Consider the following 12,594-nt stretch of genomic DNA (forward strand, 5'->3'; position numbering starts at 1 on the left):
CGCACGGTGAACGCGGGCCCAACACGCGGGGCGGGGGACCTTACCCGGATGCGCCGTACGCGGCGATGGCCGCATCGGCTGCTTGCCGGCGTCGGGCCGAGGCGTACCACAGGGCCATCAGTCCGACACCCAGGAGAAGAGCGCCGACACCGATCAGGAACGTTCCTCCGATGCCGAGGAAGGCGGTGCTTCCGTAGGCCGGGTCGAGCATGTCGGCGGCGGAAAGGAGAAAAGCCAGCGACATCATCACGGCACCCAGCAGCGGAAGGATGCCCCGGAACACGAGATTCCGTCTGCTCGAACGCAGGGTCCTCCGGAAGAACCAGGCGGAAGCGAACCCGGTCAGGCCGTAGTAGAAGGCGATGAACAGGCCGAGCGAGGCGATGGAGTCCGCCAGGAAGTTCTCGCTGACCAGGGTCAGCACCACGTAGTAGACCGAGGCCGTGACCCCCATCAGCACGGTCGAGAAGGTGGGCGTCAGGTACCTGGCGTGGACGCGCGCGAACCGTTCCGGCAGGGCCCGGTGGGCGGCCATGGAGAGGGTGCCGCGCGCGGTCGGCAGGATAGTGGTCTGGGTGGCGGATGCCGCGGAGATCAGCACTGCAACGATCGCGATCCAGGCCCAGTCGCCCAGAACGGCCTCACTCATCGAATAGAAGACGTCCCCGACATTCTCCTCGTTGCCGAGGCCGAGCCCTTCGGTTCCGGTGCCGGCAAAGGCGATGACGACAACACTCACCCCGACGTAGGTGACCAGCAGGATGACCGAGGAGATCAGTGCGGCCCGGCCGGGGGTCCTCCGCGGATTGCGGGTCTCCTCGTTGAGCGCCAGACAGGTATCCCAGCCCCAGTAGATGAACAGGGACAGCAGCACCGCGTAGGTGAACGACTGCAGGTCGTCCACGGCGAAGGGGTTGAACCATTCGAGGGAGACCTGCGTCGGGTCGAAGGCCTGCCCGGAGGCGATGCGGTATCCGGCGAAGCCGCTGAACAGGGCCAGCGCAGCATACTGGAGGATGATCAGTGTCCGCTGCATCTTCTCGGAAAGGTCCACGCCGCGGTAATTGGTCCAGGTCATGGCGACGATGAAGGCTACTCCGGTTGCCGTCACCAGGGGCACGTTGTTCCCGAGTTCGGCATCGACCAGGCGCCACAGGTACTGCCCGGCGACCTGGGCGAGGTTGGCGAGGACGACGATGCCGGACAGGGCCAATGCCCAGCCGCCCATCCAGCCTGTGAACTTCCCGAAGGCCCTCGAGGCCCATGTGAAGGTCGTCCCGCAGTCAGGGGTCTCGTTGTTGAGCTCCCGATAGGCGTAGGCGATCAAAAGGATCGGGAAGAAGGCGACGATCAAGGCGGCCGGCGCCTGCACACCGACAGCGAGGATGATGAATCCCAGGGTGGCGGCCAGGGAGTACACCGGCGCCGTGGAGGACAGACCGACGGAGACGCTCCCGGCAAGCCCGAGGTCGTCAGCGGACAGTCCTTTGCCCCGCACGGTGGAGGCGGGTGTTCCGTCGACGCTCATTTCCTGCTCAGATCCGGCGCAGGTGCGTCGATGATGTTGGGGACGAAGCGGCAGTAGTAGTCGGTGACGTAGCCGTCGGACTCGCGGATGCCGACGCCGACGGATTCACCGTCGACGACCCATGCTCCCAGGACGGGGTGGTTGCCACCGAAGTTCGGCAGTGGGCTCCAGGCCTGATAGCACCAGCCTTCGGATCCATAGTTCCCGGGCTGCTCGATGTCGATGCCCTCGGCGTGGATCCGGATGTTATCTCCTTCGCGCCCATGCAACGGCTTGGCAACCCATTCCGTCATCCCGTTCGGAGAATCCAGGAAGGACGGCAGCAGATTCGGATGCCCCGGGTAGAGGTGCCAGAGTGCGGCCAGCAGCGCCTTGTTGGAGAGGAACATCTTCCAGGCAGGTTCGACCCAGCGGGTCATCACCGGCCAGTCGAGGATGTTCCGGCCGAACTCCTCCTTCATCATGAGCTCCCACGGATACAGCTTGAAGATGGTGCTGATCACGTTCTCGTCCAGGTCGACGAAGCGCTTCGTCAGGGAGTTCCAGCCGATGTCGCTGATGTTCATGCCGACCGTCTCCCAACCGGCCTGGTTCGCGACGTCGAGCATGTAGGCCGCGGTCATCCAGTCTTCGCCTGATTCTTCGACCTCGGTGTGGGCGACGTGCAGTCGCGCTCCTTCGAGTCCTTTGCGCTGCTTTGCCCAGGCCTTCACGAGGGCTTCGTGGATGCCGTTCCACTGGTCGTTCCGGGGCCTGACGTCCTGCAGCCAGTACCACTGCGCGATGGACGCCTCGATCAGGCCGGTAGGGGTGTCGGCGTTGTATTCGAGCATCTTCGGTGGGTTCACCCCGTCATAGGCGAAGTCGAAGCGCCCGTAGATGCCCGGTTCGCTGCGGGCGAGGGATCCGGCCGCAAGCTTCAGGGCCCCGGGGCTGATGCCGATGTTACCCATGGCTCCGGTGGCAAGATAGCGGGCGGCTTCGAGGCTCATGCCGTGCAGCTCTTCGGTGACGTTCTCGAGCATTTCGACTTCGCTGGGATCGAACTGGTAGTAGGCGCTCTCGTTCCAGTAGTCGATCTCGGAGCCGTCGGGCATCACCGTCGTCGAGAAGACGAGCCCCTGGCTGGCGATTTTCTCCTTCCAGTCCGGGCGCGGGGTCGATTCGATACGCTTCATCAGCTTCCGACGCCCCCGCCGGACTTCACGCTGCTGCCGAAGCCGTTGCGGCTGACCGACGGGGATCCCTGCGCTGCCACGCCGCTTCTGGCGGAGGCGCCCGCCGGGATGGAGGTCACGCCGTTGGTGAGCCTGAACCCGACGGCCGGGATCGACCTCGTCTGGCCCGAGTTGAGCGCACCCATGGCGAAGAAGTACCAGCCGAAGGAGCCGGAGGACCGGCCCTCCTCGCTGCACTTGCTGTCCTCGACCCGCTCCTGGGTGGTGCGGTCCTGGCAGACCTGGGCGTAGTCGGCGTCGATCACTTCGCCCTCGGGGGTGCATCCTGTGAGCACCGCGCTGGCCAGGAGCGCAGTCACGCCGATGGCGAGGGAGGTACTGCGGCGGCTGCGGTACGGCTGGGCTTGGAAGGGGTGTCGGACATCGGTCATGGTCGGCTTCCGGTCGCTTGAATGGATGTCTGCTCGGACTGTGTGCGGTCGGCGGGCAGACGCTCCCCAAAAAGATCAGGCGACAGGAAGTGTACCCGGCGTTTCCTGTTCACCGATTCGTCGGGCCGCCGATACCTGCTTGCCGCCGGATGATCAACAGCGGGTGGAACGGTGGTTCCGTGAGGATCGCAATCGTCGCCGAGACTTTTCTGCCCACCGTGAATGGAGTCACCCATTCAATCCGGAAGATGCTTGAACACTTCGCTGAACGCGGGGATGAAGTGCTGGTGATCGCTCCGTCCAGCACTTCCCCCGATGAGTCCGGGTTGGAGGACAACATCCGTGTTGTGCGGCTGACGTCGGTTCCCCTGGCCGGTTACAGCAGCGTGCGTGTGGCCGTGGGTGGAGTCAGCAGGGTTCGGAAGATCCTCGCGGACTTCGTGCCGGACATCATCCATCTGGCTTCCCCCTTCGAGCTGGGATGGCGTGCAATGCGGGCAGCCGCAACCCTGGGGATTCCGGTGGTGGCGGTGTACCAGACAGACATTCCCGGGTACGCAGCGCGGTACGGGGTGCCCCTCCTCGAGAACTGGGCCTGGCAGCGGGTGCGGAACATCCACTGCAGTGCGGCCCGGACCCTGGCGCCCTCGACCTCGGCGGTGCGGCAACTGCAGGCGCACGGTGTTCCCGGCGTCCACCTCTGGCGGCGGGGAGTCGACACAGCACGGTTTCATCCCCGCAGACGGAGTAGCTCCTTCCGGGCAGGCGTAGCACCAGCCGGCGGAAAATTGATCGGGTACGTGGGCAGGCTCGCTGCCGAGAAACAGGTCGAGGATCTTCGGGTCCTTGCCGACATAGCGAACGCCCGGCTGGTGATCATCGGCGACGGTCCGCTCCGCCCCGCCCTCGAGTCCGCCCTCCCCGGAGCCCATTTCACCGGCTTCCTCGGCGGCGAGGAGCTGGCCACCGCGGTGGCCAGCCTGGACCTGTTCGTCCACCCCGGGGAGCTCGAGACATTCGGGCAGACCATCCAGGAGGCCATGGCGTCGGGGGTCCCGGTCGTGGCGACCGGACGGGGTGGCCCGCTCGACCTGGTGGATCCATCGAGGACCGGCTGGCTCTACGATCCCGGGAACCTTGCACAGCTCCGCAGCCGCGTGGTCGACCTCATCGGCGATGACGCGAAGCGCTCTGCGTTCTCCGAAGCGGCCTTCGCCCGTGTGCAGGGACGGACCTGGCCTGTTCTCTGCGAACTGCTTCTCCAGCACTACGACGAAACCATTTCCGAACATGCCCTGCTTAGCCTGTGACCCGGAGGAACCCATGAAAGTATCTGTGATCGGCTGCGGTTATCTCGGGACTGTGCACGCGGCTGCGCTGTCCTCACTCGGCCATGTCGTCACCGCCCTGGACACGGACGTGGAAAAAGTCAACCAGCTTTCCCACGGTGAGGTGCCGTTCTTCGAACCGGGCCTCGAGCGGCTCCTTGCCGCCGGACGGCGGGCCGGCACCCTTCGATTCACCTCCGCCTTCGCCGACGTGGCCGAATGCGATGTCCACTTCCTCTGCGTCGGGACGCCGCAGCAGAAGACGACCAACCACTCAGACATGACCCATGTCTTCTCCGCTGTTGATGCCCTGACCCGGCACCTCCGCGAGGGCTCCGTCGTCGTCGGTAAATCGACCGTCCCGGCGGGAACGAGCGCGACGCTCACCCGGCTGCTGGCCGGCACCGGAGCCCAGCTTGCATGGAACCCGGAGTTCCTCCGCCAGGGCACCGCCATCGGTGACTCGCTTCAACCGGACAGGCTGGTGTATGGCGTCACTGAGGGCGAAGCAGGACGGAGGGTGACCGCGATTCTGGACGAGGTCTACGCACCACTCCTCCAGGAGGGGATTCCCCGGCTGGTGACCGGTTTCGCGACGGCGGAGCTTGCCAAATCAGCGGCGAATGCTTTCCTGGCCCTGAAGCTTTCCTATATGAACGGCATCGCGGAACTCTGCGACGGAGTGGGTGCCGACGTCCTGTCACTGACCCAGGTGCTCGGCCTCGATCCACGCATCGGCGGGAACTACCTGAACGCGGGAGCCGGGTTCGGCGGCGGCTGCCTCCCCAAGGACCTCCGTTCGCTTCGTGCGCAGGCACAGGACGCCGAGGCGCTGTCCCTGGGAAAGCTGCTGGGGCTCGTGGATGACATGAACACCGAGGCGCGGCAACGCATCCACGCTATGGCACTGGACATGTGCGGAGGGGACCTGAGCGGCCGCCGCATCACCGTCCTGGGCGCGGCGTTCAAGCCCCACACCGACGACGTCCGCGATTCCCCGTCGATCGATATTGCCCTCCGGCTGGCAGCATCGGGTGCGGAGGTGACCATCACCGACCCGCGGGCCGTCCGGACCGCATGGCTGAACTACCCGCAGCTGAGCTTCCATGCCGACACGAACCGGGCGATGCGGGGCGCTGAGCTCACGCTGCTGCTGACCGAATGGCCGGAGTACCGTGCGATCAGCCCGGTGGACGCCGCAGCCCTGGTAACACGGAAGGCCATCCTGGACGGACGGAATGCCCTTCCCCCCGACGCCTGGCGGTCCGCGGGGTGGGACTACAGGGGAATCGGTCGAACAGCCGACGGCAGGTCCGCGGCAGCATCCACCCCCGCCGGCGCCGCGGTGTGATCCCCGGACGATCAGGACCAGCGGATTGGACATGATTCCCTCCCCCGGGCGGTACCTGGCGCTCGGAGATTCCTTCACCGAAGGCGTAGGGGATCCGAACAAGCACCTGCCGAACGGCGTGCGCGGCTGGGCAGACCGCGTCGCGGAAAAGCTGGCCAAGGACCAGCCCGGCTGGGAATACGCGAACCTGGCGATCCGCAGCCAACGCCTGCGACAGATCGCCGCTGCACAACTCGAGCCGGCCTTGGCCATGCAGCCCACGTTGATCACCCTCTACGCCGGGGGGAACGACATCCTCGATGCGGGAACGAACGTCGCGCAACTGCTCCGGCAGTATGAGGAGCTCGTGGCAACCCTGTCCACGACGGGTGCCACACTGCTGCTCTTTACCGGCTACGACGTCGACGTCACCCCGGCGCTGCGGTTGTTCAGGCGCCGGAACCACCTGTACAACGACGGCGTGCGCAGCATCTCCCGGGAGTACGACGCCGTCCTGGTTGATTACTGGAGCTTCGAGGCGTACCGGGACCCGCGAATGTGGGCGCCGGACCGGCTCCACATGTCGAAGGCGGGCCATAAGTACCTCGCGTCCCGGGTCCTTGACGTTCTCGGTGTTCGACACTCCATGAACCTGCTGGATCGGGAACCGCTCCGGTCCCGAACCTTGCTGCAGTGGGAGCGCTCGCAGCGACGCTGGGTCAACGACTGGATCGTGCCCCTTGCCTACCGGAAGATCCGGGGTGTGACGCTTGGCGACAACCTGCAGCCCCGCTGGCCCGAACCCGTTCGGGTACCTCCCAAAGGTGGACTCCGGCGACTGGTCAGGAGCGGCTTCGATGATCGTTCCGCGCAGGCCGTCGAAGGGCATGAGCGGGGATAGTTCCCACCCTCGTCTCCGGCCCCCGAACCTCACACGCTCAGGTGCACCAGAAACAGCTTTCCCGCCCGAGACAAGGAGTCCACCATGACAACGTCGTCAACTGGGACCGACCATTCGATTGCGCCGGGGATGCGCGCCCAGGCGGAGGAACCGCGGGTGATCAAGCGCAAGCGCATCGGACTTGCTGCCGGCGTCCTGCTGGCCATCCTCGTGCACTTCGTCCTGCCGGCGGATCTTGTGCAACCGGCGCGGATGACGGCGGCGATCGCCTCGCTGATGGCCGTGTGGTGGATGACCGAAGCCGTGCCACTGGCCGTCACCGCGCTCCTGCCGCTGGTGCTGTCCCCCGCGTTCGACGTGGCACCGATCGACGACGTCGTCCCGCCCTACGCGAATGCGGCGACGGAACCAGGCCGCCGAAGAACTTCAGCATCGCCTATGCGGCGTCCATCGGATCCCTCGGCACCATCATCGGCACGCCACCCAACGCACTCATGGTGGGCTACCTCGCCGAGAACCACGACATCACTGTCGGGTACGGCCAGTGGATGCTCGTGGGTGGGCCCATGTCCGTCGTCTTCATGGCGATCGCCTGGTTCCTGCTCACCAGCGTCATCCACAAACCGGAGATGGACGAGGTCCCCGGTGGACGGCAACTGATCCGCAGCGACTACAAGAAACTCGGTTCGATGAGCGCGGGCGAGAAACAGGTCCTGGTGGTCTTCGTCCTCGCAGCCTGGGTCTTCAGCCTCACCTACTGAGTACCGGACACCGCCTGACGGCCGGCACCACCGTTTCCTTCGTCAGGTCGCCATCACCCCGTGCACCCGTTCGAGCCGCTCCAGCCACCACCGGCGGCGCTCCGCAGGTGCTGCGTACCTCCCGAGGAGTTCGCCCGAGACCTCGACGGGCCGCACGGCGAGTACGCCGTCCTCGGGCACCATCGGGCGCTCCGTGACATCACCGTCCATGAGCGACACCGTCGCCAGCCCGCAGGCGTACGGCAGCTCCGGCAAGGCCGCCGCGAGCGCGATGCCTGCCCGGATGCCCACCGACGTATCAAGGGCTGAACTGACGACGACGGGCAGCCCGGCCAACGCCACGATCTCCACCGCGCGCCGGACTCCGCCGAGGGGTGCTGCCTTGATGACCAGCAGGTCGGCGGCGTCCTCTCTCGCGACCCGCAGGGGGTCCTGCTCACGCCGGACGCTTTCGTCCGCGGCGATCAGTACCGGGAGTTGCCTTCGCCGCAGTTCGTTGCGCACACTGCGGAGGCCTGCAATGGTCGGAACCGGCTGCTCGGCGTACTCCAGGGTGAACTGCGCAAGCGCGGTCAGCGCGGTCACCGCCTCCTCCTCGCTCCAGCCGCCATTCGCATCCACCCGCAGTGCTGCGTTCGGAAGCAGCCGGCGCACCTCGGCAACGCGGGCGACGTCGTCCGCGAGGGTCTGGCCGCGCTCGGCCACCTTCACCTTCACTGCACCGACTGCCCCGAAGCGTGCCAGGATCGCCTCGACCCGGGATGCGGGCAGCGCCGGGACCGTTGCGTTGACGGGAATGCGTCGACGCACCGGCTTCGGAAACCCCCGCCACGCCGCTTCGACACCGGAGCGCAGCCAGCTCGAGGCCTCGGCGTCGTCGTATTCGGGAAACGGCCCGAACTCCCCCCAGCCGCTGGGCCCCTCGAACAGCAGCGCTTCCCGGACCATCAATCCACGGAACTTCACGCGCATCGGAATGGCCACCACGCGCGCCGTGGAAAGCAGTTCAGCCACGGGAGGCAGGAGATCCGCGGCGGACGGATCTGTGGGCAGCCCAGGTGTAGTCACCCGCTCAGGCTACGGGAGCCGGTTCGGCGCAGCGGCCAGTCGGCCGGTTCCTCCCAGTCTTCTGTGGAACAGTTGACGGGATGAAGATGCAGTCCGAGAAGCGCCGGACCCCCCGGCGAACCCGCGCGGCGCGCACTCCGCTGCTGTTCGTGCTGGCCGCGCTCGCCTGCTCGGTGGCACTCGGGTGGACCTATTGGGCGTTCGTCCGAACCACGTCTGGGCAGTTCGCCGACGAATCCGCCTGGGCCGAAGCCGGCGTTGCTGCGCCGGACTCCAAGCTGCCGGTCCTCCAGTTCCTGGACCACCTGCCCCTGCTTTCCCTGGTGATCGCAGCCGCCACCATTGCCTTCGTCACCCTCGTCCGGCGCCGGTGGATGGCTTCGGCGATAGCCCTCGGCTCGATCGCGGGTGCGAACCTCACCACCCAGATCCTGAAGAACCTCGTGTTCGACCGCCCCGACCGGGGGGTGCCGACCCTCGACTTCAATTCATTACCATCAGGGCATACGACCCTCGCCGCTTCGGCCGCGGCAGCCGTTTTCCTGGTGGCGTCGCCCCGCTGGAGGCCGCTGGCGGCCGTGGCCGGCGGTGCCTGCTCCGTGGTGGCGGGAGCCGCGACGTTCATCAACCTGTGGCACCGTCCCGCAGACGTCGTCGCCGCACTCCTCGTGGTGGGCATCTGGACCCTCCTGGGGGCCTGCTCATCCTGCGGACCGGTGATTCCTGGAACGGCTGGTCCGGCTACGGCGCTTCCTGGGCGTCCTCGCGCTGGTGGCTGATCCTGTGCTGGGTCGCCGGACTCGCCGGGGTTGCACTGGCCGCCGCGCTCTACGCCTACGTGCAGGCGATCGGCCCGGCCCCTGATCCCGGAAGCGCGAGGATACCCCTGTTCTTCTGGTCCGGACTTTCCCTGATCGTCGGGGTGGGCTTCACCCTTTCTGCTGCCGCCGGCTGGTTGTTCGGAGTCCAGGCCCGGCTTCACGCAGAAAGACCTTGACCCCCTTTCCGACGCGGTGTGAGAGTTGTTCCAATTCTGTATTTCGTCGGTTGAAGTCGGTCGAGGAGGCTGACGTGCGAGCGATGGTGTACCGCGGACCCTACAAGATCCGGGTCGAGGAGAAGGATATCCCGCCGATCGAGCACCCCAACGATGCCATCGTGCGGGTGACTCTTGCGGCGATCTGCGGCTCCGACCTCCACCTCTACCACGGACTGATGCCGGACACGCGCGTGGGCACCACGTTCGGGCACGAGTTCATCGGCGTCGTCGAGGAGGTGGGATCCTCCGTTCAGAACCTGAAGCGGGGCGACCGCGTCATGGTGCCCTTCAACGTCTACTGCGGATCGTGCTATTTCTGCGCCCGTGGCCTGTACTCGAACTGCCACAACGTGAATGCGAATGCGACGGCGGTGGGTGGCATCTACGGCTACTCGCACACGTGCGGCGGGTACGACGGCGGGCAGGCGGAGTTCGTGCGTGTGCCCTTCGCCGACGTGGGGCCGACGGTCATCCCCGACTGGATGGATGACGAGGACGCGGTGCTCCTCACGGATGCCCTGGCCACCGGCTACTTCGGTGCTCGGCTCGGCGGCATCGTCGAAGGTGACACCGTGGTGGTGTTCGGCGCCGGCCCCGTCGGGCTCTACGCCGCGAAGTCGGCATGGCTCATGGGGGCCGGGCGCGTTCTCGTCATCGACCATCTGGAATACCGGCTCGAAAAGGTCCGCACGTTCGCCCATGCGGAAACCTTCAACTTCGCGGAGCACGACGACATCATCGTCGAGATGAAGAAGACCACGGATTTCCTGGGTGCGGACGTCGTCATCGACGCCGTGGGAGGAGAGGCGGACGGAAACTTCCTCCAGCAGGTAACCGGTACCAAGCTCAAGCTGCAGGGCGGCTCCCCCATCGCACTCAACTGGGCCATCGACTCGGTGCGCAAGGGCGGTACAGTGTCCGTCGTCGGGGCCTACGGACCCATCTTCAGCGCCGTGAAGTTCGGTGACGCGCTCAACAAGGGACTGACCCTGCGGATGAACCAGACGCCGGTGAAGCGGCAGTGGCCGCGCCTGTTCGACCACATCCGGAACGGTTACCTGAAGCCCAACGACATCGTCACCCACCGGATACCTCTCGAGGACATCGCCGAGGGTTACCACATGTTCCGCTCGATAACTGCATCAAGACGCTTGTCATCGCGAACCCGAGTTAGGAGACCACCATGCCGTCAACGCCCTACGTCGCGAACAAGCCCAGGGACATCCCGACGCCCGAAGCTCTTCGCGCCCGGATCCCCGGATGGGGGGCGGACCTCGACCCGAAGGACCGACCGTCCTACCCGAAGGAGGTGTTCGACCCCGCCGGGACCGGGGCGCACTGGGATTATACCGAGGAGCAGCAGAACGGGGAGGGCCGGGAGCGGTCCATCGAGCACGGACAATTGACCCCGGTCTTCGGCACGAGCGCACCGCTGCACGGAGTCTCCGGCGCCATCCGGCGCTATGCCTACCGTTACGGCGAGGGGCGCGCAGCCCACTGGCTCATCCTCATTTTCGCCGACCGGGTGGACGCCTGGGGCGCTCATGCAAAGTCCTTCGCATCGCTGCGCCCGGACAACCCGATCACCCAGACGGGCGTGCTCTCCGAGGGACGCAGGCACGGCATCGCCTCCCGTCTGGGGAAACGCTGGGCGGACGTCAACCATGCCTGGCTCGGCCCGCTCATCGTCGCCGGGCCATGGGTGGCCGTGGGCGGTGTCGCCGTCGTTGCGGTCAGGACGCTCGCGCGGCGGTTCCGCAGCTGAGGTCCGCCGTCGGACTCATTGGACCCGGCTGGGCTCGGCCGCAGGCGGAGCCGCCCTCGGAATCCAGAACCACAGGACGAACGCACCGAGGAAACCCAGGAACGCCGTGGCCCAGATACCCACGGACAGCGACACCGCGGCGGTCATGACGGCGAGCAGACCCGGCCCGGACATGGTGCCGATGTCACTCAGCAGGCGCCAGACCCCGAGGAATTGAGGCCTGCCCGGCGAAGGTGAGAAGTCCGCGCCGAGGGTCATGACGATTCCTGAGCCTATTCCGTTCCCGAATCCGATCAGGAGGGCGGCCAGCAGCAGCCCGGTGACCGAAGAAGTGAACGGCAGCACCGTAAGCGCCGTGCCCATGATCAACAGGCAGGGCACAGCAACCCAGCGGCGGCCCTTCAGGTCCATGACCCTCCCGGCAGGATAGAAGACGAGCATGTCGATCGCCCCTGAGAGGCCGTAGATCAGCGCGGTGGTAGCGGCGTCGAGCCCGATGCTCTGCGCCCACAGGGGCAGGACCGCCTGCCGGGTCGCACGGACCGCGGCGATGAGCAGGACCCCGATGCCGACGGTCAGGAAGATCCGCGAGTGGCTGCGGAGCGTCGAGCGCACGGTGGGCGCCGAGGGCAAGGAATCAGTCCCGGCGGCCAGCGCTGAACCACGGGAAGCTCTGCGTTGTGAAGCTTCAGGCACCGGGACGGCAAGACTGAGGATGGCGGCGCCGATCGCAGCAACACCACCCACCCAGTAAGCACCGTCGAGCCCCAGGACACTCATGGCCAGCGCGGCGGCGAACGGACCCATGAAGACGCCGATGCGCGTCATCCCGCCCAGCGTCGAAAGGGCTCGTGCCCGGAAGAGGATCGGCACTGCCTCCGTCAGGTAGTTCTGGCGTGCCAACCCGAACACCGCATCGGACATGCCGACCATGAAGATCGCCGCTCCGAAAACCGCGAGATTGGGCGCGAGAAGGGCAAGGAACATGGCGGCAGCGCCCCATAGTGCCGCCCCGATCAGGGACTTCCGATCACCGAAACGCGTAGCAACCAGGGTCGCGGGCACATTGGTGACCAGCGATCCGATGCCGGTCAGCGTGATGATGAGGGCCGCGGTGGCAAGGTCAGCACCAAGATCCCGGGCAGTGAGCGCGATGACCGGAAGGATCGCGCCCGTCGCCACCCCATACAGAAGTGAGGGGCCGTAGGCGCCAACAGCAATCGCCTTGAAGCTGAAGGTTTCCTTGGGCACCCTTCCACTCTAGT

Annotated in this window: 11 protein-coding genes and 1 pseudogene; 7 read left to right on the top strand and 5 right to left on the bottom strand. The window is 66.4% G+C overall.

Going from position 1 to position 12,594, the window contains the following annotated elements; translation table 11 throughout:
• Positions 1 to 40 precede the first annotated feature (40 nt).
• Genes IWX65_RS09075 through IWX65_RS09085 form a run of 3 tightly spaced genes read right to left on the bottom strand, consistent with a single transcriptional unit; the run spans position 41 to position 3,137 of the window.
• The gene (locus IWX65_RS09075) at positions 41 to 1,528 is read right to left on the bottom strand and encodes an APC family permease (RefSeq protein ID WP_196882245.1); all 1,488 of its coding nucleotides are present in this window, start codon (positions 1,526 to 1,528) and stop codon (positions 41 to 43) included.
• Positions 1,525 to 2,706, bottom strand: a complete 1,182-nt coding sequence (locus IWX65_RS09080; protein ID WP_196882246.1) for a glutathionylspermidine synthase family protein — start codon at positions 2,704 to 2,706, stop codon at positions 1,525 to 1,527. Before IWX65_RS09080 ends, IWX65_RS09075 begins: the two co-directional genes overlap by 4 nt.
• On the bottom strand, positions 2,706 to 3,137 hold the full coding sequence (locus tag IWX65_RS09085; RefSeq protein ID WP_196882247.1) for a tRNA-dihydrouridine synthase: 432 nt from the start codon (positions 3,135 to 3,137) through the stop codon (positions 2,706 to 2,708). The genes IWX65_RS09080 and IWX65_RS09085 overlap by 1 nt, the downstream gene beginning before the upstream one ends.
• A gap of 179 nt (positions 3,138 to 3,316) precedes the next feature.
• Between IWX65_RS09085 and IWX65_RS09090 the strand changes: the two genes are divergently transcribed.
• The 4 genes and pseudogenes from IWX65_RS09090 to IWX65_RS09105 form a co-directional block, all read left to right on the top strand.
• A complete protein-coding gene (locus tag IWX65_RS09090) occupies positions 3,317 to 4,447 on the top strand; it encodes a glycosyltransferase family 4 protein (protein ID WP_196882248.1) in 1,131 nt (376 codons plus the stop codon).
• Positions 4,448 to 4,460: 13 nt separating this feature from the next.
• Positions 4,461 to 5,816 carry a UDP-glucose dehydrogenase family protein gene (locus tag IWX65_RS09095; RefSeq protein WP_196882250.1) on the top strand — a complete coding sequence of 452 codons (1,356 nt, stop codon included), beginning with the start codon at positions 4,461 to 4,463 and terminating at the stop codon, positions 5,814 to 5,816.
• 31 nt (positions 5,817 to 5,847) lie between these two features.
• Positions 5,848 to 6,696, top strand: coding sequence for an SGNH/GDSL hydrolase family protein (locus IWX65_RS09100; RefSeq protein WP_196882253.1), 849 nt, complete (start codon positions 5,848 to 5,850; stop codon positions 6,694 to 6,696).
• Positions 6,697 to 6,780: 84 nt separating this feature from the next.
• Positions 6,781 to 7,439, top strand: a pseudogene (locus IWX65_RS09105) (SLC13 family permease); the annotation flags it as partial.
• A gap of 60 nt (positions 7,440 to 7,499) precedes the next feature.
• Here IWX65_RS09105 and IWX65_RS09110 read toward each other — a convergent pair.
• Positions 7,500 to 8,525: an o-succinylbenzoate synthase gene (locus IWX65_RS09110; protein WP_334683767.1), complete on the bottom strand. Its 1,026-nt coding sequence runs from the start codon at positions 8,523 to 8,525 to the stop codon at positions 7,500 to 7,502.
• 80 nt (positions 8,526 to 8,605) lie between these two features.
• On the opposite strand from IWX65_RS09110, the gene IWX65_RS09115 reads away from it, so the two are divergent.
• The 3 genes from IWX65_RS09115 to IWX65_RS18060 all read left to right on the top strand — a co-directional run bounded on the left by IWX65_RS09115 (position 8,606) and on the right by IWX65_RS18060 (position 11,329).
• Positions 8,606 to 9,304: a phosphatase PAP2 family protein gene (locus IWX65_RS09115; protein WP_196882256.1), complete on the top strand. Its 699-nt coding sequence runs from the start codon at positions 8,606 to 8,608 to the stop codon at positions 9,302 to 9,304.
• Positions 9,305 to 9,605: 301 nt separating this feature from the next.
• Positions 9,606 to 10,970 (top strand): zinc-dependent alcohol dehydrogenase, encoded by a 1,365-nt coding sequence (locus tag IWX65_RS09120; protein ID WP_442859184.1) that lies wholly within the window; start codon positions 9,606 to 9,608, stop codon positions 10,968 to 10,970.
• On the top strand, positions 10,967 to 11,329 hold the full coding sequence (locus tag IWX65_RS18060) for a hypothetical protein (protein ID WP_442859181.1): 363 nt from the start codon (positions 10,967 to 10,969) through the stop codon (positions 11,327 to 11,329). Before IWX65_RS09120 ends, IWX65_RS18060 begins: the two co-directional genes overlap by 4 nt.
• 15 nt (positions 11,330 to 11,344) lie before the next feature.
• Here IWX65_RS18060 and IWX65_RS09130 read toward each other — a convergent pair whose 3' ends face one another.
• Positions 11,345 to 12,580 carry an MFS transporter gene (locus tag IWX65_RS09130; protein ID WP_196882258.1) on the bottom strand — a complete coding sequence of 412 codons (1,236 nt, stop codon included), beginning with the start codon at positions 12,578 to 12,580 and terminating at the stop codon, positions 11,345 to 11,347.
• Positions 12,581 to 12,594 lie beyond the last annotated feature (14 nt).

The sequence above is a fragment of the Arthrobacter sp. CAN_A214 genome, from assembly GCF_015751955.1.
GTDB lineage: Bacteria > Actinomycetota > Actinomycetes > Actinomycetales > Micrococcaceae > Arthrobacter_D.

Bases quoted from the DNA above. Each gene is read 5' to 3' on its own strand.
- IWX65_RS09100 (WP_196882253.1), top strand. From the start codon at position 5,848: ATGATTCCCTCCCCCGGGCGGTACCTGGCGCTCGGAGATTCCTTCACC.
- IWX65_RS09115 (WP_196882256.1), top strand. From the start codon at position 8,606: ATGAAGATGCAGTCCGAGAAGCGCCGGACCCCCCGGCGAACCCGCGCG.
- IWX65_RS09080 (WP_196882246.1), bottom strand. From the start codon at position 2,706: ATGAAGCGTATCGAATCGACCCCGCGCCCGGACTGGAAGGAGAAAATC.
- IWX65_RS09120 (WP_442859184.1), top strand. From the start codon at position 9,606: ATGGTGTACCGCGGACCCTACAAGATCCGGGTCGAGGAGAAGGATATC.
- IWX65_RS09085 (WP_196882247.1), bottom strand. From the start codon at position 3,137: ATGACCGATGTCCGACACCCCTTCCAAGCCCAGCCGTACCGCAGCCGC.
- IWX65_RS09095 (WP_196882250.1), top strand. From the start codon at position 4,461: ATGAAAGTATCTGTGATCGGCTGCGGTTATCTCGGGACTGTGCACGCG.
- IWX65_RS09075 (WP_196882245.1), bottom strand. From the start codon at position 1,528: ATGAGCGTCGACGGAACACCCGCCTCCACCGTGCGGGGCAAAGGACTG.